Source organism: Xenorhabdus khoisanae (assembly GCF_001037465.1).
Classification (GTDB): Bacteria; Pseudomonadota; Gammaproteobacteria; order Enterobacterales; family Enterobacteriaceae; genus Xenorhabdus; species Xenorhabdus khoisanae.
In genome coordinates, this window is record NZ_LFCV01000009.1 from 1 (window position 1) to 24,806 (window position 24,806).

General features: G+C 44.1%; 43 protein-coding genes. 5 read left to right on the plus strand and 38 right to left on the minus strand.

Going from position 1 to position 24,806, the window contains the following annotated elements:
- The first annotated feature begins 213 nt into the window (after positions 1–213).
- Positions 214–768, plus strand: coding sequence for a gamma carbonic anhydrase family protein (locus AB204_RS01655; protein ID WP_047961655.1), 555 nt, complete (start codon positions 214–216; stop codon positions 766–768).
- Here AB204_RS01655 and AB204_RS01660 read toward each other — a convergent pair.
- The 5 genes from AB204_RS01660 to dprA are packed head-to-tail and all read right to left on the minus strand — an operon-like array spanning position 735 to position 4,094.
- Positions 735–1,004, minus strand: a complete 270-nt coding sequence (locus tag AB204_RS01660) for a DUF1488 family protein (RefSeq protein ID WP_047961656.1) — start codon at positions 1,002–1,004, stop codon at positions 735–737. The two genes, AB204_RS01655 and AB204_RS01660, sit on opposite strands and share 34 nt — an antisense overlap.
- Positions 1,001–1,819, minus strand: coding sequence for a shikimate dehydrogenase (gene aroE / locus AB204_RS01665; RefSeq protein ID WP_047961657.1), 819 nt, complete (start codon positions 1,817–1,819; stop codon positions 1,001–1,003). Before aroE ends, AB204_RS01660 begins: the two co-directional genes overlap by 4 nt.
- Before the next feature lie 5 nt (positions 1,820–1,824).
- Positions 1,825–2,394: an L-threonylcarbamoyladenylate synthase type 1 TsaC gene (gene tsaC, locus AB204_RS01670; RefSeq protein WP_047961658.1), complete on the minus strand. Its 570-nt coding sequence runs from the start codon at positions 2,392–2,394 to the stop codon at positions 1,825–1,827.
- A complete protein-coding gene (locus AB204_RS01675) occupies positions 2,387–2,947 on the minus strand; it encodes a DNA topoisomerase family protein (RefSeq protein ID WP_047961659.1) in 561 nt (186 codons plus the stop codon). Before AB204_RS01675 ends, tsaC begins: the two co-directional genes overlap by 8 nt.
- Before the next feature lie 58 nt (positions 2,948–3,005).
- The gene (gene dprA, locus AB204_RS01680) at positions 3,006–4,094 is read right to left on the minus strand and encodes a DNA-protecting protein DprA (RefSeq protein WP_047961660.1); all 1,089 of its coding nucleotides are present in this window, start codon (positions 4,092–4,094) and stop codon (positions 3,006–3,008) included.
- A gap of 131 nt (positions 4,095–4,225) precedes the next feature.
- Here dprA and def point away from each other — a divergent pair, with 131 nt between their 5' ends.
- From def to trkA, 4 genes are all read left to right on the plus strand, one after another.
- On the plus strand, positions 4,226–4,738 hold the full coding sequence (gene def, locus AB204_RS01685; RefSeq protein WP_047961661.1) for a peptide deformylase: 513 nt from the start codon (positions 4,226–4,228) through the stop codon (positions 4,736–4,738).
- Between the two features lie 24 nt (positions 4,739–4,762).
- Positions 4,763–5,710 carry a methionyl-tRNA formyltransferase gene (fmt, locus tag AB204_RS01690; protein ID WP_047961662.1) on the plus strand — a complete coding sequence of 316 codons (948 nt, stop codon included), beginning with the start codon at positions 4,763–4,765 and terminating at the stop codon, positions 5,708–5,710.
- A gap of 82 nt (positions 5,711–5,792) precedes the next feature.
- Positions 5,793–7,085 carry a 16S rRNA (cytosine(967)-C(5))-methyltransferase RsmB gene (gene rsmB / locus AB204_RS01695; RefSeq protein WP_047961663.1) on the plus strand — a complete coding sequence of 431 codons (1,293 nt, stop codon included), beginning with the start codon at positions 5,793–5,795 and terminating at the stop codon, positions 7,083–7,085.
- A 94-nt stretch (positions 7,086–7,179) separates the two neighbouring features.
- Complete coding sequence (gene trkA / locus AB204_RS01700; RefSeq protein ID WP_047961664.1) at positions 7,180–8,556, plus strand: Trk system potassium transporter TrkA; 1,377 nt, start codon at positions 7,180–7,182, stop codon at positions 8,554–8,556.
- Between the two features lie 46 nt (positions 8,557–8,602).
- Here the strand turns inward: trkA and AB204_RS01705 are convergent, their stop codons facing one another.
- The 33 genes from AB204_RS01705 to AB204_RS01860 form a co-directional block, all read right to left on the minus strand.
- Complete coding sequence (locus tag AB204_RS01705; RefSeq protein WP_047961665.1) at positions 8,603–8,803, minus strand: alternative ribosome-rescue factor A; 201 nt, start codon at positions 8,801–8,803, stop codon at positions 8,603–8,605.
- 104 nt (positions 8,804–8,907) lie between these two features.
- Positions 8,908–9,321, minus strand: coding sequence for a Zn(2+)-responsive transcriptional regulator (gene zntR / locus AB204_RS01710; protein WP_047961666.1), 414 nt, complete (start codon positions 9,319–9,321; stop codon positions 8,908–8,910).
- Between the two features lie 167 nt (positions 9,322–9,488).
- Positions 9,489–9,881, minus strand: coding sequence for a 50S ribosomal protein L17 (rplQ, locus tag AB204_RS01715; protein WP_047961667.1), 393 nt, complete (start codon positions 9,879–9,881; stop codon positions 9,489–9,491).
- Positions 9,882–9,921: 40 nt separating this feature from the next.
- Positions 9,922–10,911: a DNA-directed RNA polymerase subunit alpha gene (locus tag AB204_RS01720; protein WP_047961668.1), complete on the minus strand. Its 990-nt coding sequence runs from the start codon at positions 10,909–10,911 to the stop codon at positions 9,922–9,924.
- A 25-nt stretch (positions 10,912–10,936) separates the two neighbouring features.
- Positions 10,937–11,557 (minus strand): 30S ribosomal protein S4, encoded by a 621-nt coding sequence (gene rpsD, locus AB204_RS01725; RefSeq protein ID WP_038240467.1) that lies wholly within the window; start codon positions 11,555–11,557, stop codon positions 10,937–10,939.
- Positions 11,558–11,592: 35 nt separating this feature from the next.
- On the minus strand, positions 11,593–11,982 hold the full coding sequence (gene rpsK, locus AB204_RS01730) for a 30S ribosomal protein S11 (RefSeq protein ID WP_002919257.1): 390 nt from the start codon (positions 11,980–11,982) through the stop codon (positions 11,593–11,595).
- Positions 11,983–11,997: 15 nt separating this feature from the next.
- On the minus strand, positions 11,998–12,354 hold the full coding sequence (rpsM, locus tag AB204_RS01735) for a 30S ribosomal protein S13 (RefSeq protein WP_038240472.1): 357 nt from the start codon (positions 12,352–12,354) through the stop codon (positions 11,998–12,000).
- Positions 12,355–12,502: 148 nt separating this feature from the next.
- A complete protein-coding gene (gene rpmJ, locus AB204_RS01740; protein ID WP_012768118.1) occupies positions 12,503–12,619 on the minus strand; it encodes a 50S ribosomal protein L36 in 117 nt (38 codons plus the stop codon).
- Between the two features lie 32 nt (positions 12,620–12,651).
- Entirely contained in the window at positions 12,652–13,983 is a 1,332-nt protein-coding gene (gene secY / locus AB204_RS01745; protein WP_047961669.1) for a preprotein translocase subunit SecY, read from the minus strand.
- A gap of 7 nt (positions 13,984–13,990) precedes the next feature.
- Entirely contained in the window at positions 13,991–14,425 is a 435-nt protein-coding gene (rplO, locus tag AB204_RS01750) for a 50S ribosomal protein L15 (RefSeq protein WP_047961670.1), read from the minus strand.
- A 3-nt stretch (positions 14,426–14,428) separates the two neighbouring features.
- A complete protein-coding gene (gene rpmD, locus AB204_RS01755; RefSeq protein ID WP_008913894.1) occupies positions 14,429–14,608 on the minus strand; it encodes a 50S ribosomal protein L30 in 180 nt (59 codons plus the stop codon).
- Positions 14,609–14,613: 5 nt separating this feature from the next.
- Positions 14,614–15,114 carry a 30S ribosomal protein S5 gene (gene rpsE / locus AB204_RS01760; RefSeq protein WP_047961671.1) on the minus strand — a complete coding sequence of 167 codons (501 nt, stop codon included), beginning with the start codon at positions 15,112–15,114 and terminating at the stop codon, positions 14,614–14,616.
- A gap of 14 nt (positions 15,115–15,128) precedes the next feature.
- A complete protein-coding gene (rplR, locus tag AB204_RS21865; protein ID WP_038240476.1) occupies positions 15,129–15,482 on the minus strand; it encodes a 50S ribosomal protein L18 in 354 nt (117 codons plus the stop codon).
- A 9-nt stretch (positions 15,483–15,491) separates the two neighbouring features.
- Positions 15,492–16,025, minus strand: coding sequence for a 50S ribosomal protein L6 (gene rplF, locus AB204_RS21870; RefSeq protein ID WP_047961672.1), 534 nt, complete (start codon positions 16,023–16,025; stop codon positions 15,492–15,494).
- Between the two features lie 14 nt (positions 16,026–16,039).
- A complete protein-coding gene (gene rpsH, locus AB204_RS21875) occupies positions 16,040–16,432 on the minus strand; it encodes a 30S ribosomal protein S8 (RefSeq protein WP_047961673.1) in 393 nt (130 codons plus the stop codon).
- Positions 16,433–16,465: 33 nt separating this feature from the next.
- Positions 16,466–16,771: a 30S ribosomal protein S14 gene (gene rpsN / locus AB204_RS21880; protein WP_010847489.1), complete on the minus strand. Its 306-nt coding sequence runs from the start codon at positions 16,769–16,771 to the stop codon at positions 16,466–16,468.
- A 12-nt stretch (positions 16,772–16,783) separates the two neighbouring features.
- Complete coding sequence (rplE, locus tag AB204_RS01785; RefSeq protein WP_010847488.1) at positions 16,784–17,323, minus strand: 50S ribosomal protein L5; 540 nt, start codon at positions 17,321–17,323, stop codon at positions 16,784–16,786.
- A gap of 13 nt (positions 17,324–17,336) precedes the next feature.
- Positions 17,337–17,651, minus strand: a complete 315-nt coding sequence (gene rplX / locus AB204_RS01790) for a 50S ribosomal protein L24 (RefSeq protein WP_047961674.1) — start codon at positions 17,649–17,651, stop codon at positions 17,337–17,339.
- Positions 17,652–17,661: 10 nt separating this feature from the next.
- Positions 17,662–18,033: a 50S ribosomal protein L14 gene (gene rplN / locus AB204_RS01795; protein ID WP_047961675.1), complete on the minus strand. Its 372-nt coding sequence runs from the start codon at positions 18,031–18,033 to the stop codon at positions 17,662–17,664.
- 173 nt (positions 18,034–18,206) lie between these two features.
- Complete coding sequence (rpsQ, locus tag AB204_RS01800) at positions 18,207–18,461, minus strand: 30S ribosomal protein S17 (RefSeq protein WP_010847485.1); 255 nt, start codon at positions 18,459–18,461, stop codon at positions 18,207–18,209.
- Complete coding sequence (gene rpmC / locus AB204_RS01805) at positions 18,461–18,652, minus strand: 50S ribosomal protein L29 (protein WP_010847484.1); 192 nt, start codon at positions 18,650–18,652, stop codon at positions 18,461–18,463. Before rpmC ends, rpsQ begins: the two co-directional genes overlap by 1 nt.
- Positions 18,652–19,062, minus strand: a complete 411-nt coding sequence (gene rplP / locus AB204_RS21885) for a 50S ribosomal protein L16 (protein ID WP_012990491.1) — start codon at positions 19,060–19,062, stop codon at positions 18,652–18,654. The genes rpmC and rplP overlap by 1 nt, the downstream gene beginning before the upstream one ends.
- A 12-nt stretch (positions 19,063–19,074) precedes the next feature.
- A complete protein-coding gene (rpsC, locus tag AB204_RS21890; protein ID WP_010847482.1) occupies positions 19,075–19,776 on the minus strand; it encodes a 30S ribosomal protein S3 in 702 nt (233 codons plus the stop codon).
- Between the two features lie 17 nt (positions 19,777–19,793).
- Positions 19,794–20,126: a 50S ribosomal protein L22 gene (gene rplV / locus AB204_RS01820; protein ID WP_010847481.1), complete on the minus strand. Its 333-nt coding sequence runs from the start codon at positions 20,124–20,126 to the stop codon at positions 19,794–19,796.
- A 14-nt stretch (positions 20,127–20,140) separates the two neighbouring features.
- Complete coding sequence (gene rpsS, locus AB204_RS01825; RefSeq protein WP_011148791.1) at positions 20,141–20,419, minus strand: 30S ribosomal protein S19; 279 nt, start codon at positions 20,417–20,419, stop codon at positions 20,141–20,143.
- Positions 20,420–20,433: 14 nt separating this feature from the next.
- Positions 20,434–21,258, minus strand: coding sequence for a 50S ribosomal protein L2 (gene rplB / locus AB204_RS01830; protein WP_010847479.1), 825 nt, complete (start codon positions 21,256–21,258; stop codon positions 20,434–20,436).
- 19 nt (positions 21,259–21,277) lie between these two features.
- The gene (gene rplW / locus AB204_RS01835) at positions 21,278–21,580 is read right to left on the minus strand and encodes a 50S ribosomal protein L23 (RefSeq protein WP_047961676.1); all 303 of its coding nucleotides are present in this window, start codon (positions 21,578–21,580) and stop codon (positions 21,278–21,280) included.
- Positions 21,577–22,182, minus strand: a complete 606-nt coding sequence (gene rplD, locus AB204_RS01840; RefSeq protein ID WP_047961677.1) for a 50S ribosomal protein L4 — start codon at positions 22,180–22,182, stop codon at positions 21,577–21,579. Before rplD ends, rplW begins: the two co-directional genes overlap by 4 nt.
- A 16-nt stretch (positions 22,183–22,198) precedes the next feature.
- The gene (gene rplC, locus AB204_RS01845) at positions 22,199–22,831 is read right to left on the minus strand and encodes a 50S ribosomal protein L3 (RefSeq protein ID WP_047961678.1); all 633 of its coding nucleotides are present in this window, start codon (positions 22,829–22,831) and stop codon (positions 22,199–22,201) included.
- A gap of 32 nt (positions 22,832–22,863) precedes the next feature.
- Complete coding sequence (gene rpsJ / locus AB204_RS01850) at positions 22,864–23,175, minus strand: 30S ribosomal protein S10 (RefSeq protein WP_001181005.1); 312 nt, start codon at positions 23,173–23,175, stop codon at positions 22,864–22,866.
- 302 nt (positions 23,176–23,477) lie between these two features.
- The gene (gene bfr, locus AB204_RS01855; RefSeq protein ID WP_047961679.1) at positions 23,478–23,954 is read right to left on the minus strand and encodes a bacterioferritin; all 477 of its coding nucleotides are present in this window, start codon (positions 23,952–23,954) and stop codon (positions 23,478–23,480) included.
- A 76-nt stretch (positions 23,955–24,030) separates the two neighbouring features.
- The gene (gene bfd / locus AB204_RS21095; protein WP_072061373.1) at positions 24,031–24,225 is read right to left on the minus strand and encodes a bacterioferritin-associated ferredoxin; all 195 of its coding nucleotides are present in this window, start codon (positions 24,223–24,225) and stop codon (positions 24,031–24,033) included.
- Between the two features lie 254 nt (positions 24,226–24,479).
- On the minus strand, positions 24,480–24,806 hold a 327-nt coding region (locus AB204_RS01860; protein ID WP_047961680.1), incomplete at its 5' end, for an EF-Tu C-terminal domain-related protein.

Below are 24,806 nucleotides of genomic sequence, written 5' to 3' on the forward strand. Positions count from 1 at the left end.
CAGCGTCGGTCAGTGGTGGCGCATTATAGGGAGTTTTCCGGCGCTGACAATAGTTTTTTTGAATTTTATTTTCAACCGAGCATTTTTTGACCTTTTTGATATGAAAACCATTCAATTAGCCTAAGATTAAAACAAATCTTTTGATTGCGCGGTGATATTTTCCTCAATAACATTTCTACTCATTGTTATTCGTTCTTACTGTTGAGGTCTTTTATGTCCACTGTTTTACGTCAATACTTAAATTTCTATCCTCAAATTGGTCAAAAAGTTCTTTTAGACCCCTCTTCTGTTGTGATTGGCGATGTCAGATTGGCAGATGATGTGAGTATCTGGCCTCTAGTAGTTATCCGTGGAGATGTGAATCATGTCTCCATTGGTTCTCGCACAAATATTCAAGATGGTTCTGTTTTGCACGTAACTCACAAATCTAATGATAACCCTGATGGTTACCCACTAATAATTGGAGAAGATGTCACTGTGGGCCATAAAGCAATGCTGCATGGATGTAAGATAGGAAATCGAGTATTGGTTGGTATGGGATCTATTGTGCTTGATGGTGCCATTATTGAAGATAATGTAATCATCGGAGCTGGCAGCCTAATTCCTCCAGGAAAAAGGCTAGAAAGCGGATTTCTGTATGTAGGTAGTCCAGCCAAACAAGTGAGAAAACTCAAACCTGAAGAATTAGAAGGGTTGCTTTATTCTGCTAATAATTACGCCAACTGGAAAGACAATTACTTAGCGGCACAATCTGAAAGCAAAGAATAACGCCCAAACTGATCATCATGCCCACTCAAAATAACCGTTTCAAACTCCTCTTCCAGATCCCAGCGGTGTTGACGAAACAGAACGAGTGGGTGATGAGCTTTACCATAAAGCGCAATAATCTCATCGGCACTAATCACACATTCCACCAGCAAACCATCTACCATTGCTGGAAATATCACTTTATTCCCGCTCTCATCCCATTCTTCACGATCAGGAAATTGAATTGATTGATTCATGAGTGTAATTTTCGCCTTAAAGCAGTTAAAACAGGTTCTATTTCAGGAAATACCCCATGCCACAATTCAAAAGCGTGCGCAGCTTGCCCCACCAACATTCCTAAACCATCAGCTAAACGTGAGACTCCATTTTGATGAGCAAAGCTGAGGAAAGGTGTTAATCCATACTGATAATACATGTCATAACAAACGCTATTGTTTTGAAAAAGTAACGGTGATATCGCAGGAATTTTTCCATCAAGACCGGAAGCCGTTGCATTCATGATGATATCAAAGTCTGGAGAAATAAGTGCTTCCATCTCAACAGCCCGGATATCACCTAATAGAGAAAATTTATTCGCAATTAGTTGAGCCCGCTCAAAAGTACGATTAGTGATAGTGACGGAACACCCCAATGAGAGCAAAGGAGAGATTACCCCTTTCGCTGCCCCACCAGCACCAATAATCAAAATCCTTTGCCCCTGAGCAATGAAGTTGAGCCGCTGTAGATCCACCAGTAACCCAATCCCATCAGTATTATCACCAAGAAGTTGGTTTCCGCCGACCAATTTTAATGTATTGACGGCACCACTAATCCTTGCCCGCTCAGTCAACTCATCTGAGTATTGGTAAGCTCTTTCTTTGAAAGGGACAGTGATATTAGCTCCCAAACCACCTTGTTCAAAAAAATGAGCTAAGGTTTGTTCAAAGCTTTCTATTGGAGCAAATATTTTCCCATATTGATGCTCAATGCCAGTCTGTTCAGCAAACAATCGATGAATATAAGGGGATTTACTATGTTCAATTGGGTTACCAAAAACCGCGAATTTATCCATTATTTTTACCCTTGCCGATATAATTTACCGGTTAAAGCGTCTCTGATTTCCGATGGATTTTTACGTCCCCCTACTTCTCCTACCAAAATCGGGACTCGATTCCCAAATTGCTGGCGTACTTCTTCCACACTCCGGCATGGTTCTAATCCGCTTAGATTAGCACTGGTCGACACAAGTGGCTTTTCATAACCAGAACATAATTGCTTAACCAAAGGATGGGTAGTGACTCGAACCGCCAACGTTGAAAACTTGCCTGTTAACCATTTTGGTGTTGTTTTTTTCGCTGGTATAACCCATGTAACAGGACCAGGCCAAGAGGAAAATATGGTTTCCTTTTGTATATCACTCAATTGCTCATCGTCAATATAAGGACATAGCCGCTCATAATTATCAGCAATAAGAATTAAGCCTTTTTCCCAAGACCGATTTTTCAACGCTAAAAGCTCTTGTACTGCGTTCTCACTATCGGGATCACACCCTAATCCAAAAACAGCCTCTGTTGGATAGGCAATGACTTTTTCTTCTTTTAAGGCCGTGATAATTGCATCAAATGCAGGTGAGATTTCGTTACTCATTTTCTTTCTCAATTTCATTGAATTGTTGCTTACTACACAATTTACTGGCACAAAATAATTTTATGCTCTGGGAAGTGCGTTTTTCCATTAACAATGGATAGTGACAAAACATACATTCTCCCGGCACAGGCTTATTGTTAAGCGCAAATTGGCAATCGGGATAACGACTACAGGAATGAAATGTTTTTCCAAAACGAGATTTACGCTGAAATAACTTTCCTTGTTGGCATTGAGGACAATTAATTGATGTATCGTCTGGTTTATCAATCAATTCTGTATGCTCACATTCAGGATAATGACTACAGCCAATAAACATGCCATAACGCCCTTGCCGTAAGACCAAAGTAAAACCACATGCTGGACAGGTCTGTCCATCCAATTCTTTTACAATGTGCCCATCACCCTGTGATTTCAAAGAACGAAGATAATTGCAGGATGGGTAACTAGAACATGCATAAAATGGACCATGTGATCCATTACGGATGACTAACTCAGCACCACACTCAGGACAGTACTCTGTTTCTTTTATAGCAAAGGGAACTTTCTTAGACATATTTCACTCGCTAAATACCAGCCATCATAACGTTGGAAAAAAATACAAATTAAATAGATTAATTGGTTCGGACATATCCACCAGCAACAACGGCAACTTTTCCCATAAGCTCTAGGTCCAATAACTTGGTCATGACTTCTGTAATAGGAAGGGAAGAACGTTGAGCGATCACATCAATAGGTGTAACGTCGTTACCTACGTTAACCAGCACATCCGCAAATGGCAACTCTGTTTGTTCAAATTGTTCACTATCCTTTTCTTCCACTTTTCCTTCAAAGTTAATCCATTGAAACGACGAATTAATATGTTCCATTATATCCATCGCACTTGTTGCTAGATAAGCTCCTTGCTTAATTAACCAATGGTTACCCTCATTTGAGGGAGTACCTAACGGGCCAGGTAATGCAAAAATATCCCTCCCTTGTTCAAGAGCACAGCGTGCCGTAATTAGTGAACCACTGTTTTTATGAGCCTCCACAATAAGAAGAGCCAAACTCAATCCACTAATGATTCGATTTCGTCTTGGAAAATTTTTGGCTTTGGGCGGTGTATCAGGAAAAAATTCAGAGACCAATGCGCCATGTTCTTTAATGCGATGAGCCAGAGCCTGATGACGGGTGGGGTAAATATTGTCAAGCCCACTACCAAGTACAGCAATAGTTTTTCCACCTGAATCTAACGTTGCCTGATGGCAAATACCATCAATACCAATTGCCAAGCCACTAGTTATGATCAGGTTGTTTCTAGCTAATTCACTAGCAAAGGCCTTGCCCCACTTTTCACCATAGAAAGTTGCTGTTCTGCTGCCAACCATGGAAATTTGTTTTTGGGACAGGAGCGATACATCACCCGTGACAAAAAGTACAAGGGGTGGTGAATGTATCTGTTTTAATAAAGAAGGATATTCAGGGTGAGAGAAAGTCAATAAATGGTTATTCGGTTGTTCTAACCAATTGAAAGCCGATATCAGTGTGGCAGAATTAGCCTTCATAAATTGCAAACATTGCGTAGGTGACAAACCACATTCTTTAAGAAAAGTAGTGCTGCAATTCTTCGCATGTAACAGGCGCTCCATAATGAACATTGCCTTTGCTGCTGAAAGATGAGAGACCATTTTCATTCGCAACCACATTTCCATTGCTTCCATATCATCATCCTGATCTGATTGAAGGTAACTTCCGCATGATTATTTTATGTCCAATACTGTCAATCTAAACGGGAAATGTCTAGAATAGGCAGCAATTATTACTCACTTTTTGGATGCAGTTCTAAACACATATGTCAGTTTTACAAGTATTACATTATCCAGATGAACGACTTCGCACAATTGCAAAGCCAGTAGAAAAAATCGATGCAGAAATCCAACGTATCATTGATGATATGTTCGAAACGATGTATGCAGAGGAAGGTATTGGTTTAGCGGCAACACAAGTCGATATTCATCAAAGAATTATTGTCATTGATGTCTCTGAGAATCGAGAGCAACGCCTTGTTCTTATTAATCCAGAGTTAGTTGATGAGTCTGGTGAAACAGGAATAGAAGAAGGTTGTCTATCAGTTCCTGAACAGCGTGGATTTGTACCGCGTTTTGAGCAAGTAAGAATTAAGGCTTTAGATTATAGCGGCCAACCATTTGAATTAGAAGCAGATGGTCTGTTGGCAATTTGTATTCAACATGAAATGGATCACTTAGTCGGTAAACTTTTTGTCGATTATCTTTCCCCATTGAAACGCCAACGCATCCGTCAGAAAGTTGAAAAAATTGACCGTCTGAGAGCCAAAAGCAAATAAATTTTATCATTGCAGGAAATAACAGTGTCTGATTCTTTACGTATTATTTTTGCCGGAACACCTGATTTCGCGGCCCGCCATTTGACTGCTTTATTAAGCTCTCAACATCAAGTTGTTGGAGTGCTCACTCGACCAGATAAACCGGCAGGAAGAGGTAAGAAACTGACACCAAGTCCTGTAAAGGTATTGGCTGAAGAACATGATATTCCTGTTTTCCAGCCAACAACCTTACGTACAGAAGAAAGCCAGCAATGGGTCATAGAACAGCAAGCAGATATTATGATCGTTGTTGCATATGGGCTGATTCTTCCCCAAACAGTATTAGATATTCCTCGCTTGGGGTGTCTGAATGTTCACGGTTCATTGTTACCTAGCTGGCGTGGAGCTGCTCCTATCCAACGCTCAATTTGGGCAGGAGACCAAGAAACTGGTGTGACGATCATGCAAATGGATGCCGGGCTTGATACTGGTGATATGCTGCTGAAAGCCATTTGCCCAATTAAAAATGAAGATACTAGTGCCAGATTATATGAAAAACTTGCCAATATTGGTCCAGAAGCTTTACTCGATACTTTAACTTTAATCATATCGGGAAAATGCCAGCCTGAAGCTCAAGATAGTTCTCTCGCGACATACGCCGAAAAACTGAGCAAAGATGAAGCGAAAATGGATTGGAATCTGCCAGCAATCCAACTTGAGCGTTGTGTTCGTGCCTTCAACCCTTGGCCTATGAGCTTCTTCTTAATTGATGATCACCCCATTAAGATCTGGCAAGCAGAAGCCATCACAGAACAAACTGATCAAGCCCCTGGAACAATTATCAGCGCAGATAAAAAAGGCATCCAAATTGCGACTGCCGATGGAATACTAAATATCACTCAGTTGCAGCCACCTGGCAAAAAAGCAATGCCTGCTGCCGATCTCTTAAATTCCAAACGTGAGTGGTTTACACCAGGCAGTAAAATCAACTAATACTAATTTGCCTGTATGCTAAAAGCATACAGGCTTCTTCCTATTTTATAATGCTGACGACAGTCAGCTTTTTAACCATACCATGAAAAATACATACAACCTGCGAAGCATCGCTGCAAAAGCGATCACCCAAGTACTTGAGCAAGGGCAATCTCTCAGCGCCGTTATACCTGAAATACAACAAAGAATTTCTGACAAAGACAAGGCTCTGCTACAAGAACTCTGCTTTGGAGTTATGAGGACATTACCTCAACTTGAATGGATTATTAGCCAATTAATGGCAAAACCATTAAAAGGCAAACAACGTATTTTCCACTACTTAATCATGGTTGGAATTTATCAGCTTATTTATACACGCATTCCTGCACATGCTGCACTTGCCGAAACCGTCAATGGTGCGATTAACTTAAAACGACCTCAACTAAAAGGGTTAATCAATGGCGTCCTTCGCCAATTTCAGCGCCAACAACAAGAATTAATCGAACGAGCAAATAATCATATCAGCCAATATTTACATCCTAAATGGCTGTTAGAACGTATACAGAAAGCTTATCCACACAATTGGCAAAATATAGTGGATGCCAACAACCAAAAACCCCCAATGTGGCTACGGGTGAACCAACTCCATCATACGGCTAATGAATATCTCGTTCTATTAGAAGAGGCCAGTATAGAGGCAGAATTGGATAAGAGCCATCCTAATGCTATTCGCTTACTAAACCCTTGTTCTGTAAATACCCTACCCGGATTTGATAAAGGATGGGTAACTATTCAAGATCGTTCTGCCCAAGGGTGTGCTGAGCTTTTAACTCCATGTAACGAAGAATCTATACTTGATCTTTGTGCAGCTCCCGGAGGAAAAACCACCCATATTCTCGAGATAGCACCAAAATCGAAAGTATTAGCTATCGATATTGATGAGCAAAGAATTAAGCGGGTGAATGAAAATTTACAGAGACTGAAGTTACATGCCGTCGTAAAAACAGGTGATGGTCGTCTTCCACATGAGTGGGCTACAGGTGAACAATTTGATCGTATTCTCCTTGATGCACCGTGCTCGGCAACTGGGGTTATTCGCCGTCATCCTGACATAAAATGGCTACGCAGAAATGAAGATATTGAGCAATTAGCCACATTACAATCTGAAATTCTTGATGCTATCTGGCCATATTTAAAGAAAAATGGCACTCTGGTTTATGCTACCTGCTCAATTTTACCGCAAGAAAATAGTGAGCAAATTAAAGCATTTTTGGAACGCCATTCAGATGCTGAGTTATCATCAGAAACAGGCACACAAGAAAAACCAGGAACACAAATCATTCCAGAAATAACAGGTGGTGATGGTTTCTTTTATGCTCGGCTAACTAAGCAGTAATACTTCTCTCTCGTTCAATTGGGACGAGAGAGTTTTGCCATTTTGCTAAAATATCAAGAATAGGAAAACAGCTTCTAATTGAGAAGAGAGTGCTATGAAAATAATTATTCTAGGTGCAGGCCAGGTTGGCGGAACATTAGCCGAAAATTTGGTTGATGAAAACAATGATATTACTGTCGTTGATACCGATACAGATCGTTTACGTCAGTTGCAGGATAAATTTGATCTGAGGGTTGTAAATGGTCATGGTTCTCACCCTAGAGTATTAAGAGAAGCAGGAGCTGAAGATGCTGATATGTTGGTCGCTGTTACAAATTCCGATGAAACCAATATGATTGCATGCCAGATTGCTTACTCTCTATTCAATACCCCCAATAAAGTCGCCAGAATACGATCATCAGAGTATATCCGTGAATCAGAAAAATTATTCCAACCTGATCATATTCCAATTGATTATCTGATATCTCCTGAGCAACTGGTCATTGATTACATTTATAAACTGATTCAATACCCTGGCGCATTGCAAGTTGTTAATTTCGCGGAAGGCCGAGTCAGTATTGTTGCAGTCAAAGCCTATTATGGAGGCTCGCTGGTAGGAAATGCTTTATCTTCACTTCGGGAGCATATGCCGCATATTGATAGCAAAGTTGCTGCAATATTCCGCCAAGACCGTCCAATTAGGCCACAAGGCTCAACAATTATTGAAGCAGGGGATGAAGTTTTTTTCGTTGCCGCATCACAACATATCAGAGCTGTAATGAGTGAATTACAACGTCTTGAAAAACCATATAAACGCATAATGATCGTTGGTGGAGGCAATGTTGGTGCAGGCTTAGCCTTACGGCTTGAAAAAGATTATAGCGTCAAACTCATTGAGCATAACCAAGAAAGAGCAACAGAACTTGCAGAATTATTACATGATACCATCGTGTTCTATGGAGATGCTTCTGATCAAGAATTGCTGGCTGAAGAGCATATTGAACAAGTTGATGTTTTTATCGCATTAACAAATGATGATGAAGCCAACATTATGTCAGCGATGCTTGCAAAACGAATGGGAGCGAAAAAAGCGATGGTTCTCATTCAACGCAGTGCATATGTTGATTTAGTACAAGGCGGGGTCATTGATATTGCTATTTCACCTCAACAAGCAACAGTTTCAGCATTACTTGGTCATGTTCGTAAAGCCGATATTGTGAGTGTATTTTCATTAAGACGTGGTGTTGCGGAAGCGATCGAAGCCATTGCTCATGGTGATGAACATACATCAAAAGTTGTTGGGCGCAAGATAGGTGATATTAAACTGCCACCAGGAACAACAATTGGTGCTATTGTCCGCAATGAAGAAGTCATTATTGCTAATGATTACAGTATCATTCAGCAAGGTGACCATGTAATCATGTTTATTACTGATAAAAAATTCGTTCCTGAAGTGGAAAAGCTTTTCCAGCCAAGCCCTTTCTTCCTTTAAAAATGCCTACCTCAGAGGTATTAAACGAGTATCGTCGTTTAATTAGTTAGAAGGCCAATGATAACAACTTGAAAAAATTATTATCATTGGCCTCCCAACCACTATTTTTGCCGTATTTTGCTTTACGATTATAACTTCCTTTACCTTTTTTGTTTTTTTCTACTCTCTGCCTAAATAAGGGATCATGCAGTAAGGCTTCTATAGCATTATCTTTGATCACACCTTTTTTATGGTGATAAGTTGTCATAATGACCTCTAAGAAAAGTTAACTTAAGAAATGATTAATTGAAATAATTATTTGATTAAAAACAAGACGATTGTACTCTTAGTATTTGGAATAATAAAGAAAAATTATTTATTCGTTGCACCCTCTTCCAAAATTTCCAATATAGAACAATATGTACTTGCATGTACGCTACCACAACAAGCATCACTCAACATTTTCAGAGAATCCCGCATTTTTTGCATTTCCAATAGTTTTTTTTCAACTTCCTGTAGTCTTGAATCAACGATATGTTTCGATTCCTGACATGTGTGGTGCTCAGGATCCACCCGAATAGATAATAGTTCTACAATCGCTTCCAACGTAAAACCCAATTGTTTTGCATAACGGATAAAACGTAATCTCTGTAAATCTTGTTTTGTATAAAGTCTATAACCACCTTCTGTTCTTTCTCCATGAACCATCAGCCCCTGTTTTTCATAAAAACGGATAGTGTCTGGTGTAACACTTGCTAATTTAGCCAATTGACCAATACGATACATAAGAGATACCCCCATCAAATAGAAAGTAGAGATGATTTTATCAGAATAGGCTAAAAGATCACCCACACAGAGAGGATTTGCAGTTTATTTGATAAGAAGATGATTGGAAGATAATTAACGAGCAATAAAAAACCGGGATAATACCCGGTTTTTTACGCTCCTACAGATTACTCTGCAGATGCTGTTTCTGTCTGAGACTCAGCTGCGCGGTCAACAAGCTCGATGTATGCCATCGGTGCATTGTCACCAGCACGGAAGCCACACTTCAGAATACGAGTGTAACCACCTGCGCGGCTCGCAAAACGCGGGCCCAGTTCATTAAACAGTTTTGCCACGATCTCGTTGTCACGAGTACGGGCGAATGCCAGACGACGATTAGCTACGTTGTCGGTCTTGGCAAGAGTAATCAGCGGCTCAACGACGCGACGCAGTTCTTTCGCTTTAGGCAGAGTCGTCTTGATGATTTCATGACGAACCAAAGAACCTGCCATGTTACGGAACATAGCTTGGCGATGGCTGCTGTTGCGGTTCAATTGACGACCACTCTTACGATGGCGCATGACCTTATCCTTCTCAGTAAAACCTTAACCTGTGATCTAGTTATTCATCAGCAATACTTGCTGGTGGCCAGTTTTCCAGACGCATGCCCAGAGAAAGTCCACGCGAAGCCAGTACGTCTTTAATCTCAGTAAGAGATTTTTTACCCAGGTTAGGTGTCTTAAGTAACTCAACCTCGGTACGCTGTACCAGATCACCGATGTAGTGGATAGCTTCTGCTTTAAGGCAGTTAGCAGAGCGGACAGTCAATTCCAGATCGTCAACAGGGCGCAGCAGGATCGGATCAAACTCTGGCTTCTCTTCTTTAACTTCTGGTTGACGTACGTCACGTAAGTCAACGAAAGCTTCTAGTTGCTCAGCCAGAATGGTAGCTGCACGGCGAATCGCTTCTTCAGGATCGATTGTACCGTTAGTCTCCATCTCGATAACCAGCTTATCCAGGTCAGTACGCTGTTCTACACGAGCTGCTTCAACATTGTAGGCAATACGCTCTACTGGGCTATAGCAAGCATCTACTAACAAACGACCGATAGGGCGCTCATCTTCTTCCGAATGAATTCGGGCAGAAGCCGGCACATAACCACGACCGCGCTGAACTTTAACACGCATACTAATGGAAGCGCTTTCGTCAGTCAGATGGCAGATTACGTGCTGCGGCTTGACGATTTCGACATCACCATCATGGATGATGTCGGCTGCAGTCACAGGGCCAATGCCAGATTTATTCAAGGTAAGGATAACTTCATCTTTACCCTGAACTTTCACCGCCAGCCCTTTCAGATTGAGGAGAATCTCCAGGATATCTTCCTGTACACCTTCTTTGGTGCTGTACTCATGCAGTACACCATCAATCTCAACCTCAGTCACCGCACAACCCGGCATAGACGAAAGCAGAATACGGCGCAGTGCGTTGCCAAGAGTATGGCCAAAGCCACGCTCTAATGGCTCAAGGGTCACCTTGGCGTGCGTCGAACTGACTTGCTCGATATCTACCAGGCGCGGTTTTAGAAACTCTGTCACAGAACCCTGCATTGTGTCCTCTCTTTGGTGCTAAGCTTTACTTAGAGTAAAGCTCGACGATCAGGTGTTCGTTAATGTCAGCGGATAGATCAGTACGTTCAGGAATACGTTTGAACACACCTTCCATCTTCGCAGCATCAACTTCCAACCAAGTTGGTTTCTCACGCTGCTCAGCCAGCTCTAAGGCTGCTTTAATGCGAGCCTGCTTCTTCGCTTTTTCACGAACGCTGACTACGTCATTCGGGGATACCTGATAAGAAGCGATGTTAACAACGTGACCATTTACCATGATAGCCTTGTGGCTTACCATCTGACGTGATTCAGCACGAGTCGCACCAAAGCCCATACGATAAACGACGTTATCCAAGCGACTTTCCAGCAAATTCAGCAGGTTTTCACCTGTGTTGCCTTTCAGACGGGTCGCTTCTTTATAGTAGTTACGGAATTGACGCTCCAGAACACCGTAAATACGACGAACTTTTTGCTTTTCACGTAACTGTACACCATAGTCAGACAGACGCGGTTTACGTGCGCCGTGCTGGCCTGGTGCCTGTTCTAATTTACACTTGGTGTCAATCGCGCGAACGCCAGACTTCAGGAAAAGGTCTGTACCCTCGCGACGGCTCAGCTTGAGCTTAGGACCCAAATATCTTGCCATTTTCTTTCTCCAACAATCCTAAAAACGAAGACGCATTAAACGCGACGTTTTTTCGGTGGACGACAACCGTTATGAGGGATCGGAGTCACATCAGTAATATTAGTGATGCGGAAACCAGCCGCGTTTAATGCGCGGATAGTTGACTCACGGCCAGGACCAGGTCCTTTAACCATAACTTCCAGATTCTTAATTCCGTATTCTTTTACTGCTTCGGCACAGCGCTCTGCTGCAACCTGGGCCGCAAACGGAGTAGATTTACGAGAACCACGGAAACCGGAACCACCAGCAGTTGCCCAACCCAATGCGTTACCCTGACGATCAGTAATAGTAACGATGGTGTTGTTGAAAGAAGCATGGATATGAGCCACACCGTCAGAGACTTGTTTTCTTACACGCTTACGTGCACGAATAGGTGCTTTTGCCATTATTCAATACCCCGATTATTTCTTGATCGGTTTACGCGGACCCTTACGGGTACGTGCATTGGTCTTAGTACGCTGACCGCGAACTGGCAGACCACGACGATGACGCAAACCACGATAGCAACCAAGATCCATCAGACGTTTGATACTCAGGGTTACTTCACGACGCAAATCACCTTCTACAACGTATTTAGCAACTTCGTCACGCAGCTTGTCAATTTGCTCTTCAGACAGCTCACTGATCTTAACATTTTCAGCAATGCCCGCTGCTGCACAGATTGCTTGTGAGCGGGTTTTACCGATGCCGTAGATCGAGGTTAACGCGATTACGGTATGTTTCTGATCAGGAATGTTAATGCCTGCTATACGGGCCACTATGCACTCCTACAATATTTATTCACTGCAACATCATTCTGAAAAGCCCGTTTTCAGGATACTCAAACAATGTTGCTGTCAGATAAAAAAGATTGGCTGGCTAATTTAGCCAGCTCAACCCAACTTTGCAAGAAAAATATGCGATTAATTAGCCTTGGCGCTGTTTGTGCTTAGGCTCTGCACTGCAAATCACACGAACGATACCGTTACGTTTAACGATTTTGCAGTTGCGGCATAATTTCTTGACGGAAGCACGAACTTTCATTTTTACTCTCCGTAACTTCTCAAGCAAACCTATTAGCGGTTATACCCTTTCAGGTTTGCCTTCTTCAATGCAGACTCATACTGACTCGACATCATTAGAGTTTGCACTTGAGCCATAAAGTCCATGATGACGACAACTACAATCAGTAGGGAAGTCCCACCAAAATAGAATGGAACTTTCATTGCATCACGCATGAACTCCGGGATTAAGCAGATAAAAGTAATATATAACGCACCAACTAGGGTTAAACGAGTCATTACTTTATCGATGTACTTAGCCGTTTGCTCTCCCGGACGAATTCCTGGTACAAATGCACCGGACTTCTTCAGGTTATCTGCTGTTTCTCTTGGATTGAAAACCAAAGCCGTGTAGAAGAAACAGAAGAAGATGATTGCAGACGCGTATAATAACACATAAAGTGGTTGACCTGGCTGCAAATACATAGAAATAGTTGTTAGCCAATTCCAGTTTGCCCCACTACCAAACCAAGAGGCTATGGTACCAGGGAACAAAATAATACTGGAAGCAAAAATTGCAGGGATAACCCCAGCCATATTCACTTTCAACGGTAAATGTGTACTTTGTGCCGCGAAAACTTTACGACCTTGTTGACGTTTAGCATAGTTAACAACGATACGACGTTGACCACGCTCCATGAAAACAACGAAGAAAGTTACGGCAAACACTAATACTGCAACCAACAGCAACAGGAGGAAGTGCAAGTCGCCTTGCCGAGCTTGCTCGATGGTGTGACCAATCGCAGGCGGTAAACCCGCAACGATACCAGCAAAGATTATGATCGAAATACCGTTACCGATACCTCGTTCAGTAATCTGCTCACCCAGCCACATCAAGAACATGGTTCCCGTGACCAGACTTACAACAGCCGTGAAATAGAACGCAAAACCAGGATTAATCACTAAGCCTTGCATTCCAGGCATATTCGGCAACCCAGTAGCAATACCGATTGACTGGAATATTGCCAGCACTAATGTGCCATAACGGGTGTACTGACTGATCTTACGACGACCAGCTTCCCCTTCCTTCTTAATCTCTGCTAAACGGGGGTTAACCACAGTTAGCAACTGGATAATAATCGACGCAGAAATATACGGCATTATCCCCAGTGCAAAGATAGAAGCACGGCTTAAAGCACCACCAGAGAACATGTTAAACATTTCAATGATGGTGCCTCTTTGCTGCTCGAGCAATTTGGCAAGCACAGTGGCATCAATACCAGGGATTGGAATAAAAGAGCCAATACGGAAAACAATTAGAGCTCCAATGACAAACAAAAGTCTGCGTTTTAACTCGCCTAATCCGCCTTTGGCACTTTGAAAATCTAATCCTGGTTGTTTAGCCATCTGTTACTTATTCCTCAATTTTACCGCCAGCAGCTTCAATCGCAGCGCGGGCGCCTTTAGTAACACGCAAGCCACGCACAGTTACTGCGCGATTGACTTCGCCAGAAAGCATTATTTTAGCGAATTCAATTTGAGGGCCAATGATGTTAGCCGCTTTCAGTGCATTCAGATCGATAACATCGCCTTCAACACGAGCAAAATCAGACAGACGAATTTCTGCAGTGATCATTGCCTTACGTGAAGTAAAACCAAATTTTGGTAGACGACGATACAGAGGCATTTGGCCGCCTTCAAAACCGCGACGAACGCCACCGCCAGAACGAGACTTCTGACCTTTGTGACCACGGCCGCCGGTTTTACCCAGACCAGAACCAATACCACGACCTACACGTTTAGGCGCGTGCTTGGCACCTTCAGCCGGAGACAGAGTATTTAAGCGCATCTGTTACTCCTCAACTTTAACCATATAGGAAACCAAGTTGACCATACCGCGAACAGCTGGTGTATCTTCACGTTCAACTGTATGACCAATGCGACGCAGGCCTAAACCAGTCAGAGTTGCCTTGTGTTTAGGCAAACGACCAATTGAACTGCGAACCTGAGTGATTTTAATAGTCTTAGCCATGGTCATTACCCCTGAATTTCTTCGACGGATTTGCCACGCTTAGCTGCGACCATTTCTGGAGACTTCATACTGTCTAATGCATCCAGAGTTGCACGAACCACGTTGATTGGGTTAGTGGAACCATAGGTTTTAGCCAGTACGTTACGAACTCCAGCCACTTCCAGAACAGCACGCATCGCACCACCGGCGATGATACCTGTACCTTCGTGGGCAGGCTGCATGAACACGCGGGAACCGGTGTGTGAACCTTTCACTGGGTGGTACAGAGTGCCGCCGTTAAGTGCGACGTTTTTCATATTGCGACGTGCTTTTTCCATCGCTTTCTGGATCGCTGCCGGAACTTCGCGTGCTTTGCCGTAGCCAAAACCAACGCGACCGTTACCATCACCAACTACAGTCAGTGCTGTAAAGCTGAAAATGCGGCCACCTTTAACGGTTTTAGATACGCGGTTTACCGCGATCAGCTTTTCCTGCAGTTCGCCAGCTTGTTTTTCGATGTGAGCCATCTTACACCTCTACCTTAGAACTGAAGGCCAGCTTCACGGGCAGCATCTGCCAGTGCCTGGACTCTACCATGATATTGGAAACCAGAACGGTCAAAGGACACATCTTTAATGCCTTTTTCCAGAGCACGTTCAGCAACAATTTTACCAACTAATGCTGCGGCTTCTTTGTTTCCAGTAAATTTCAGTTGTTCACTGATAGCTTTTTCTGTTGTAGAAGCGGCCACCAGAGTTTCAGAACCATTTGGTGCGATAACCTGCGCATAAATATGGCGAGGGGTACGATGTACCACCAGGCGAGTTGCACCCAGTTCCTGGAGCTTGCGGCGTGCGCGGGTCGCACGACGGATACGAGCTGCTTTCTTATCCATAGTGTTACCTTACTTCTTCTTAGCCTCTTTGGTACGCACGACTTCATCGGCGTAACGAACACCCTTGCCTTTATATGGCTCAGGACGACGATAGGCACGCAAATCTGCCGCAACTTGACCAATCACCTGCTTATCAGCACCTTTCAGTACGATTTCAGTTTGTGATGGGCATTCCGCAGTTATGCCTTCTGGCAGTTGATGCTCGACCGGATGCGAGAAGCCCAAAGACAAGCTAACTGCATTGCCTTTAACTGCTGCACGGTAACCAACACCTACCAGTTGAAGTTTCTTAGTGAAACCTTCGTTAACACCGATAACCATTGCATTCAGCAGAGAACGAGTAGTACCCGCCTGTGCCCAAGCATCAGAGAAACCTTCACGAGGAGCGAAAGTCAGTTGGCTATCCGCATGTTGAACTTCAACTGCGTTATGGATTGTACGACTTAGCTCGCCGTTTTTACCCTTAATCGAAATAACCTGACCGTTGAGTTTAACCTCTACGCCGGCAGGAATGACGACGGGTGCCTTTGCAACACGAGACATTCTTTCCTCCCGAATTAAGCTACGTAGCAGAGAATCTCGCCACCCAGACCAGCCTGGCGAGCTGCACGATCAGTCATTACACCTTTAGAGGTAGAAACAACAGCGATACCCAGGCCAGCCATAACTTGTGGCAGCTCATCTTTTTTCTTATAGATGCGCAGACTTGGGCGGCTTACACGCTGAATGCTTTCTACAACAGCATTACCTTGGAAATATTTCAGTGTTATTTCCAATTCTGGCTTGGTGTCGCCTTCGATTTTAAAATCTTCAATGTAACCTTCTTCCTTCAGCACGTTGGCAATTGCCACTTTCAGCTTGGAGGAAGGCATGGTGACCGCAACTTTATTCGCGGCCTGACCGTTACGGATACGGGTCAGCATATCCGCGATCGGATCTTGCATGCTCATCTGTCTTTACTCCCGTGATTCAATTGGTGACAATTACCAGCTAGCCTTTTTAAGGCCCGGGATTTCACCGCGCATAGCGGCTTCACGGACTTTAATACGGCTCAACCCAAACTTCCGCAAAAATGCATGCGGACGCCCAGTCTGACGGCAGCGGTTACGCTGACGGCAAGGGCTGGAATCACGTGGCAGTGTTTGCAGCTTGAGAACAGCATTCCAACGGTCTTCATCAGATGCGTTTACATCAGAGATGATCGCTTTCAGTTCAACGCGTTTTGCGAAGAATTTCTCAGCTAATTTCGCACGCTTTACATCACGCGCTTTCATTGATTGCTTAGCCATGAGTACCCTGCCTTACTTGCGGAACGGGAAGTTAAACGCAGCCAACAGTGCGCGGCCTTCATCATCAGATTTCGCAGTAGTGGTGATAGTAATATCCAAACCACGTACACGATCCACTTTATCGTAATCGATTTCAGGGAAGATGATTTGCTCACGAACACCCATGCTGTAGTTACCACGTCCATCAAATGATTTAGCGGACAATCCACGGAAGTCACGGATACGTGGTACAGCAATAGAAATCAGGCGCTCAAAGAACTCCCACATGCGTTTTCCACGCAGGGTTACTTTACAGCCGATTGGATAGCCCTGACGGATTTTGAAGCCTGCAACTGACTTGCGAGCTTTGGTGATCAATGGTTTCTGACCAGAGATTGCTGTCAAATCAGCTGCTGCGTTATCCAGCAGTTTTTTGTCAGCGATCGCTTCACCAACACCCATATTCAGGGTGATCTTCTCGACCCGAGGGACTTGCATGACAGAATGGTAACCAAACTGAGTCATCAGTTTCTGGACTACCTCGTCTTTGTAGTAATCATGCAGTTTCGCCATCGTATACTCCAAATTACTTGATAGTTTCGTTATTAGACTTGAAGAAACGGACTTTTTTGCCGTCTTCGAATCTAAAACCTACACGGTCAGCCTTGCCGGTTACTGTATTAAAGATTGCAACGTTAGAAACATTGATAGCTGCTTCTTTTTCAACGATGCCACCTGGTTGGTTCAGAGCCGGAACTGGCTTCTGATGTTTTTTAACCAGATTGATACCTTCAACAATAATTTTACCAGAAGAAAGAACCTGTTTTACTTTACCGCGCTTACCTTTGTCTTTACCGGTCAGCACGATAATTTCGTCATCACGACGGATTTTCGCTGCCATTGTCTGCTCCTTAGAGTACTTCAGGTGCCAGAGAGATAATTTTCATGAACTTTTCATTACGAAGTTCACGAGTTACCGGCCCAAAAATACGCGTACCGATAACTTGCTCACTATTGTTGTTCAACAATACGCAAGCGTTGCTATCGAAGCGAATGACAGAACCGTCCGGGCGACGAACACCCTTCTTGGTGCGCACCACTACCGCTTTCAGGACATCACCTTTTTTCACTTTACCACGAGGAATTGCTTCCTTGATAGTGATCTTGATGATATCACCGACGTTTGCGTAGCGACGGTGCGAGCCACCTAGAACCTTGATACACATTACGCGACGTGCACCGGAGTTGTCGGCCACGTTCAGCATAGTCTGTTCTTGGATCATTTTAGTGCTCCGCTAAATGTCAACTACTACTGAGCCACTTTATTTTTAAAGAGGCCGTTTCAATATCCCATACTACGAGGGCGCGGCATTATAACACCACATCTTCGCGATGGACAGAAAAATAAACGGCCCTGTTTTTCTGAGCCGTTTATTTTGTACGATACAGCGATCTATTATAGAACCGCTTTCTCTACAACGCGAACTAAAGTCCAAGATTTAGTCTTAGACAGTGGACGGGTTTCGCGGATTTCCACTACATCACCAATTCCACATTCATTGTTCTCGTCATGTACGTGCAGTTTGGTCGTACGTTTGATGAATTTACCATACAGAGGGTGCTTCACCTTACGCTCAATAGCAACAACAATGGATTTTTCCATTTTGTCGCTAACAACACGACCTTGCAGAGTACGGATTTTATCGGTCATTACGCACCCGCCTTCTCAGTCAGTAAAGTCTTAACGCGTGCAATATTACGACGCACTTGTTTCAACAGGTGAGACTGTTGCAGCTGGCCGCTCGCCGCCTGCATACGCAGATTAAATTGTTCGCGTAACAGGTTCAGCAGCTCAGTGTTCAGCTCTTCAACGCTTTTTTCGCGCAGCTCTTGTGCTTTCATTACATCACCGTCTTAGTTACAAAGGTGGTTTTGATAGGCAGTTTCGCTGCTGCCAGCTTGAATGCTTCACGAGCCAGCTCTTCAGGTACACCGTCCATTTCATACAGGACTTTACCGGGCTGGATCAAGGCAACCCAGTATTCTACGTTACCTTTACCTTTACCCATACGCACTTCGAGTGGCTTTTCGGTGATCGGTTTGTCTGGGAACACACGGATCCAGATTTTACCTTGACGCTTAATTGCACGGGTCATAGCACGACGTGCCGCTTCGATCTGACGAGCAGTCAGACGACCACGGCCCACAGCTTTCAGACCGAAAGTGCCGAAGCTAACATCCGCACCTGCAGCCAGACCGCGGTTGCGGCCTTTGTGCACTTTACGGAATTTCGTACGCTTTGGTTGTAACATCAGCGACTCTCCTTACTTGCGGCCTTTACGCTGCTGCTTTTTAGGTTGAGCAGCCGGTTTTTCCGCCTGTTCAACTGCAGCCATACCACCCAGGATCTCACCTTTGAAGATCCATACCTTAACGCCGATTACACCATAAGTGGTGTGCGCTTCAGAAGTATTGTAGTCGATGTCCGCACGCAGAGTATGCAGAGGTACACGACCTTCACGATACCATTCAGTACGCGCGATTTCAGCACCGCCCAGACGGCCGCTTACTTCCACTTTGATACCTTTAGCGCCCAGACGCATTGCGTTCTGTACAGCACGCTTCATAGCACGACGGAACATAACACGACGTTCCAGCTGTGAGCTGATGCTGTCAGCAACCAATTTTGCGTCCAGTTCAGGTTTACGCACTTCGGCAATATTAATCTGCGCAGGAACGCCAGCGATATCCGCTACAGCCTTACGCAGTTTTTCAACGTCTTCACCTTTTTTACCGATTACAATACCTGGACGAGCAGTGTGAATAGTCACACGGATGCTTTTCGCAGGACGTTCGATAACGATACGTGAAATAGATGCTTTAACCAGTTCTTTGTTCAAGTACTGGCGAACTTTAAAGTCGCTGTCTAGGTTGTCAGCGAATTCTTTAGTATTCGCATACCAGGTAGAGTTCCAAGGTTTGACAATTCCCAGACGAATACCATTAGGATGTACTTTCTGACCCATTGCTAGTCTCCAGAGTCTCAGCGATCGGACACAACCACAGTAATGTGGCTGGTGCGCTTCAGGATACGATCTGCGCGGCCTTTGGCACGAGGCATAATACGCTTCATAGTTGGGCCTTCGTCTACGAAAATTTTCGTGACTTTCAGATCATCGATGTCAGCGCCATCGTTGTGTTCTGCGTTAGCAATAGCAGACTCAAGTACTTTCTTCACTAAACCAGCAGCTTTCTTGTTGGTATAGGTCAGAGTTTCCAGAGCTTGCGACACTTTCTTACCGCGGATCAGGTCAGCCACAAGGCGAACCTTCTGAGCAGAAGAACGAGCGTGGCGATGTTTAGCGATAGTTTCCATCTCTTCCTCCTACCTTAGCGCTTTTTAGCCTTTTTATCGGCCGCATGGCCGCGATAAGTACGGGTCGGCGCGAATTCACCCAGTTTGTGACCAACCATTTCGTCGGAAACAAAAACTGGAACATGCTGACGACCATTATGGACAGCGATGGTCAAACCGATCATGTTAGGAAAGATCGTTGAACGACGGGACCAAGTCTTAATAGGCTTTTTGTCTCCGCTTTCCACCGCTTTCTCTACCTTCTTCAGCAAGTGCAGGTCAATAAATGGACCTTTCTTGAGAGAACGTGGCATGGCTTATCCTCTAATTATTTTTTAGAACGGCGACGTACGATATATTGATCAGTACGTTTGTTGCTACGGGTCTTCTTACCTTTGGTCTGAATGCCCCATGGAGTTACAGGGTGTTTACCAAAGTTACGACCTTCACCACCACCATGTGGATGGTCTACTGGGTTCATCGCCGTACCACGAACGGTAGGACGGATACCACGCCAGCGGCTTGCACCAGCTTTACCCAGAACGCGCAGCATATGTTCTGCGTTACCAACTTCACCTAAAGTAGCACGGCAGTCAGACAGCACTTTACGCATTTCACCAGAACGCAGACGCAGGGTTACATAAGAACCGTCACGTGCAACGATCTGAGCATAAGCACCTGCTGAACGAGCCAGCTGGCCACCTTTACCTGGTTTCATTTCTATGTTGTGGACAGTAGAACCAACCGGGATGTTGCGCATTGGCAGAGCGTTACCCGCCTTGATTGCTGAATCAGCACCAGACTGGATCTGATCACCTGCTTTCAGGCCTTTAGGCGCAAGGATGTAACGACGCTCGCCGTCTTTGTACAGAACCAGTGCGATGTTTGCTGAACGGTTTGGATCATATTCCAGACGCTCAACAACAGCAGGGATACCGTCTTTATTACGTTTGAAGTCAATCAGACGATAATGCTGTTTATGGCCACCACCGATGTGACGAGTGGTAATACGACCATTGTTGTTACGACCACCAGTTTTGTTGTTTTTTTCCAACAACGGAGCATAAGGCTTACCCTTATGCAGCTCAGGGTTAACCACTTTAACAACGTGGCGACGGCCCGGAGACGTAGGTTTACATTTAACAACTGCCATTGTTCTTTACTCCTCCGACTTACTCAGCGCCGCCAACGAAGTCCAAATTTTGGCCTTCTTTCAGGGTGACGTAAGCTTTTTTCCAGTCGCTACGACGACCAATACGCTGACCGTGGCGTTTAACTTTACCTTTAACCAGCAAAGTGTTTACACCTTCAACTTCAACTTCAAACAGTTTCTGTACGGCAGCCTTGATCTCTGCTTTAGTCGCGTCATTCGCAACTTTGAGAACGATGGTATTGCTTTTTTCCATCGCTGTAGAAGCTTTTTCAGATACGTGCGGCGCGCGCAGTACTTTCAGCAGACGTTCTTCACGGATCATGCCAGCATCTCCTCAACTTGCTTCACAGCTTCAGCAGTCATAACCACTTTGTCGAAGGCGATCAGGCTTACAGGGTCGATACCTGCTGCATCACGAACGTCAACCTTATACAGGTTACGAGCTGCTAAGAACAGATTCTCATCAACTTCGCCAGTGACGATCAGCACGTCTTGCAGAGCCATTTCTTTCAGTTTCTGTACCAGCAGCTTAGTTTTAGGTGCTTCAACAGAGAACTTCTCGACAACGATCAGACGATCTTGACGTACCAGTTCAGACAGGATGCTTTTCAGAGCACCGCGGTACATCTTTTTATTAACTTTTTGACTGTGGTCCTGTGGCTTCGCTGCGAAAGTTACACCACCAGAGCGCCAAATTGGGCTCTTAATAGAACCAGAACGCGCACGGCCAGTACCTTTCTGACGCCATGGTTTTTTACCTGAACCAGAAACTTCAGCACGAGTTTTCTGAGCACGAGTACCTTGACGAGCACCCGCTGCATACGCAACAACTACTTGATGCACAAGCGCTTCATTGAAATCACGCCCGAAGGTAGTTTCGGAAACAGTCAGCGCGCTTTGCGCGTCTTTCATTACCAATTCCATTCCTATCTCCTCGACGTTACGCCTTGACAGCCGGTTTTACGATCAGGTTACTGTTCGTTGCACCTGGAACAGCACCTTTGACCAGCAGCAGGTTACGCTCAGCGTCAACACGTACTACATCTAGGCTCTGAACGGTTACACGCTCATTACCCAGTTGGCCTGCCATTTTCTTGCCTTTGAACACCTTGCCTGGAGTCTGGTTCTGACCGATAGAACCTGGAACACGGTGGGACAAGGAGTTACCATGGGTAGCATCCTGAGTACGGAAGTTCCAGCGTTTAACAGTACCCGCGAAACCTTTACCTTTAGATGTACCAGTAACGTCGACTTTTTTAACGTCAGCGAAAATTTCAACGCTAATGCTTTGACCTACAGTGAACTCTGCTTCGCCTTCTGACAGACGGAATTCACGCAGGATGCGACCAGCTTCAACGCCAGCTTTAGCGAAATGACCTGCTTCAGATTTATTAACGCGGTTAGCTTTTTTGCTACCAGTCGTTACCTGAATTGCACGATAACCGTCAGTCTCGTTGCTTTTAACTTGAGTAACACGGTTATCTTCGATTTCGATAACAGTTACAGGGATTGAAACGCCATCTTCTGTGAAGACGCGAGTCATACCCACTTTTTTACCGACTAAACCAATCATTGTTTCAACCTCTCAATCGTTCAATGACCTGATTAACCCAGGCTGATCTGCACGTCTACACCGGCAGCCAGATCCAGACGCATCAGAGCATCAACGGTTTTCTCGGTTGGCTCAACGATGTCAACCAGACGTTTGTGAGTGCGAATTTCGTACTGATCACGCGCATCTTTGTTAACGTGCGGAGAAATCAGAACGGTAAAACGCTCTTTACGAGTCGGCAGCGGGATCGGACCACGAACCTGCGCACCAGTGCGCTTAGCGGTCTCTACGATTTCCGCAGTTGATTGATCGATCAAACGATGATCAAATGCTTTCAGGCGGATACGGATTCTTTGGTTCTGCATGAGACCAGAGCTCCAACTATTTTATAAACGTAAATGATTACTCCTCGCACCCATTTCGATTGATAGGGGAGTGTAATCGTTCAATGTGTAACTCCCATATCGGGAGTATTTTAAATGGCGGTAATTTACCGCTCATTACTGATAAAATCAGTCCTACTATGTAGGTAAGCTCGCGCATTATACGTGAATTTACTCACAAAGCAAGATTAAGGATGAAATCTATTCAAAAAATACACACTGGAAGGGGGGAGGGGGAGGGAAAGCGCCCTATATACAGTAAATTATAGGGCGGCAAATTATAGCTATTCTTCTTCAGCAAGCTGAGATTGAATGTAATTTTGTATGCCAATTCTAGATATGAGTTCAAGTTGAGTTTCCAGCCAGTCTATATGATTTTCTTCATCCGTAAGTATCTCTATCATCAAGTCCCGGCTGACATAATCATGAACTGAATCAGCATATGCGATTGCTTCTCTCAGATCTTTTGTGCCACGTAATTCTAATTCCAGATCAGAACGTAGCATCTCTTCTACATCTTCACCTATATTGAGTTTACCCAAATCTTGTAGATTTGGTATCCCTTCCAGAAAGAGAATACGCTCGATAAACTTATCTGCGTGCTTCATCTCGTCAATGGATTCGTGGTACTCAACGTCATTTAATCGCATCAATCCCCAATTTTTAAACATTCGGGCATGTAAAAAATACTGATTAATAGCGACAAGCTCATTACCAAGAAGTTTGTTCAAATGTGCAATTATCTTTTTATCACCTTTCATAACAATTTCCTCCGCTTCCAGTAACTATAGTGTAGTACTCGTTTGGCAGAGTAATTGCAAGAAAATTGGATCTATTTTAAGCAACATTATTTATCGGGGGCAGGAGGGCAATCTCCTCATTCATGATTTCACGTGCCTGACGTATGCATTTTCCGCAATCATTTCCTACAGGAACAAAGTCCCTAAGTTCTCTGATAGAACGAACATGTCGCTGATGAACAGCGTTGCGTATGGTTTTATCACTTATTGCATTACAGAGACAGACATACATGGAAGCACTCTTCTAGCTATTTACATTACACTCTTGATAACTATTTAGGTCAGATAAAATAGCTACACTTAACTTAACGTTGATCACGTTTATGAAATAAACGATACCAGAGCATATTAAATAGAAATAAATCTCATTTCAATTATTGTTTTTGTTCTGCTTTGAGATAAAACAAAGCCACCAATTATGGTGGCTAAAAATAGAAAAGAGGAGCCTTGGCTCCTCTTTCGTTATAATCTTTTGATAATTAAAGATTAAGCAATAACTTTAGCAACAACACCAGCGCCTACAGTACGGCCGCCTTCACGGATTGCGAAACGCAGACCTTCGTCCATTGCGATTGGAGCAATCAGGTTAACTACCATGTTGATGTTGTCACCTGGCATTACCATCTCTACGCCTTCTGGCAGTTCGATAGTACCGGTTACGTCAGTTGTACGGAAGTAGAACTGTGGACGGTAACCCTTGAAGAATGGAGTATGACGGCCACCTTCATCTTTGCTCAGGATGTACACTTCAGATTCGAACTGAGTGTGTGGGTGGATAGAACCTGGCTTCGCCAGAACCTGACCACGCTCAAC

Bases quoted from the DNA above. Each gene is read 5' to 3' on its own strand.
- AB204_RS01655 (WP_047961655.1), top strand. From the start codon at position 214: ATGTCCACTGTTTTACGTCAATACTTAAATTTCTATCCTCAAATTGGT.
- AB204_RS01660 (WP_047961656.1), bottom strand. From the start codon at position 1,004: ATGAATCAATCAATTCAATTTCCTGATCGTGAAGAATGGGATGAGAGC.
- aroE (WP_047961657.1), bottom strand. From the start codon at position 1,819: ATGGATAAATTCGCGGTTTTTGGTAACCCAATTGAACATAGTAAATCC.
- tsaC (WP_047961658.1), bottom strand. From the start codon at position 2,394: ATGAGTAACGAAATCTCACCTGCATTTGATGCAATTATCACGGCCTTA.
- AB204_RS01675 (WP_047961659.1), bottom strand. From the start codon at position 2,947: ATGTCTAAGAAAGTTCCCTTTGCTATAAAAGAAACAGAGTACTGTCCT.
- dprA (WP_047961660.1), bottom strand. From the start codon at position 4,094: ATGGAAGCAATGGAAATGTGGTTGCGAATGAAAATGGTCTCTCATCTT.
- def (WP_047961661.1), top strand. From the start codon at position 4,226: ATGTCAGTTTTACAAGTATTACATTATCCAGATGAACGACTTCGCACA.
- rsmB (WP_047961663.1), top strand. From the start codon at position 5,793: ATGAAAAATACATACAACCTGCGAAGCATCGCTGCAAAAGCGATCACC.
- trkA (WP_047961664.1), top strand. From the start codon at position 7,180: ATGAAAATAATTATTCTAGGTGCAGGCCAGGTTGGCGGAACATTAGCC.
- AB204_RS01705 (WP_047961665.1), bottom strand. From the start codon at position 8,803: ATGACAACTTATCACCATAAAAAAGGTGTGATCAAAGATAATGCTATA.
- zntR (WP_047961666.1), bottom strand. From the start codon at position 9,321: ATGTATCGTATTGGTCAATTGGCTAAATTAGCAAGTGTTACACCAGAC.
- rplQ (WP_047961667.1), bottom strand. From the start codon at position 9,881: ATGCGCCATCGTAAGAGTGGTCGTCAATTGAACCGCAACAGCAGCCAT.
- AB204_RS01720 (WP_047961668.1), bottom strand. From the start codon at position 10,911: ATGCAGGGTTCTGTGACAGAGTTTCTAAAACCGCGCCTGGTAGATATC.
- rpsD (WP_038240467.1), bottom strand. From the start codon at position 11,557: ATGGCAAGATATTTGGGTCCTAAGCTCAAGCTGAGCCGTCGCGAGGGT.
- rpsK (WP_002919257.1), bottom strand. From the start codon at position 11,982: ATGGCAAAAGCACCTATTCGTGCACGTAAGCGTGTAAGAAAACAAGTC.
- rpmJ (WP_012768118.1), bottom strand. From the start codon at position 12,619: ATGAAAGTTCGTGCTTCCGTCAAGAAATTATGCCGCAACTGCAAAATC.
- secY (WP_047961669.1), bottom strand. From the start codon at position 13,983: ATGGCTAAACAACCAGGATTAGATTTTCAAAGTGCCAAAGGCGGATTA.
- rplO (WP_047961670.1), bottom strand. From the start codon at position 14,425: ATGCGCTTAAATACTCTGTCTCCGGCTGAAGGTGCCAAGCACGCGCCT.
- rpmD (WP_008913894.1), bottom strand. From the start codon at position 14,608: ATGGCTAAGACTATTAAAATCACTCAGGTTCGCAGTTCAATTGGTCGT.
- rpsE (WP_047961671.1), bottom strand. From the start codon at position 15,114: ATGGCTCACATCGAAAAACAAGCTGGCGAACTGCAGGAAAAGCTGATC.
- rplR (WP_038240476.1), bottom strand. From the start codon at position 15,482: ATGGATAAGAAAGCAGCTCGTATCCGTCGTGCGACCCGCGCACGCCGC.
- rplF (WP_047961672.1), bottom strand. From the start codon at position 16,025: ATGTCTCGTGTTGCAAAGGCACCCGTCGTCATTCCTGCCGGCGTAGAG.
- rpsH (WP_047961673.1), bottom strand. From the start codon at position 16,432: ATGAGCATGCAAGATCCGATCGCGGATATGCTGACCCGTATCCGTAAC.
- rpsN (WP_010847489.1), bottom strand. From the start codon at position 16,771: ATGGCTAAGCAATCAATGAAAGCGCGTGATGTAAAGCGTGCGAAATTA.
- rplE (WP_010847488.1), bottom strand. From the start codon at position 17,323: ATGGCGAAACTGCATGATTACTACAAAGACGAGGTAGTCCAGAAACTG.
- rplX (WP_047961674.1), bottom strand. From the start codon at position 17,651: ATGGCAGCGAAAATCCGTCGTGATGACGAAATTATCGTGCTGACCGGT.
- rplN (WP_047961675.1), bottom strand. From the start codon at position 18,033: ATGATCCAAGAACAGACTATGCTGAACGTGGCCGACAACTCCGGTGCA.
- rpsQ (WP_010847485.1), bottom strand. From the start codon at position 18,461: ATGACCGATAAAATCCGTACTCTGCAAGGTCGTGTTGTTAGCGACAAA.
- rpmC (WP_010847484.1), bottom strand. From the start codon at position 18,652: ATGAAAGCACAAGAGCTGCGCGAAAAAAGCGTTGAAGAGCTGAACACT.
- rplP (WP_012990491.1), bottom strand. From the start codon at position 19,062: ATGTTACAACCAAAGCGTACGAAATTCCGTAAAGTGCACAAAGGCCGC.
- rpsC (WP_010847482.1), bottom strand. From the start codon at position 19,776: ATGGGTCAGAAAGTACATCCTAATGGTATTCGTCTGGGAATTGTCAAA.
- rplV (WP_010847481.1), bottom strand. From the start codon at position 20,126: ATGGAAACTATCGCTAAACATCGCCACGCTCGTTCTTCTGCTCAGAAG.
- rpsS (WP_011148791.1), bottom strand. From the start codon at position 20,419: ATGCCACGTTCTCTCAAGAAAGGTCCATTTATTGACCTGCACTTGCTG.
- rplB (WP_010847479.1), bottom strand. From the start codon at position 21,258: ATGGCAGTTGTTAAATGTAAACCTACGTCTCCGGGCCGTCGCCACGTT.
- rplW (WP_047961676.1), bottom strand. From the start codon at position 21,580: ATGATCCGTGAAGAACGTCTGCTGAAAGTACTGCGCGCGCCGCACGTA.
- rplD (WP_047961677.1), bottom strand. From the start codon at position 22,182: ATGGAATTGGTAATGAAAGACGCGCAAAGCGCGCTGACTGTTTCCGAA.
- rplC (WP_047961678.1), bottom strand. From the start codon at position 22,831: ATGATTGGTTTAGTCGGTAAAAAAGTGGGTATGACTCGCGTCTTCACA.
- rpsJ (WP_001181005.1), bottom strand. From the start codon at position 23,175: ATGCAGAACCAAAGAATCCGTATCCGCCTGAAAGCATTTGATCATCGT.
- bfr (WP_047961679.1), bottom strand. From the start codon at position 23,954: ATGAAAGGTGATAAAAAGATAATTGCACATTTGAACAAACTTCTTGGT.
- bfd (WP_072061373.1), bottom strand. From the start codon at position 24,225: ATGTATGTCTGTCTCTGTAATGCAATAAGTGATAAAACCATACGCAAC.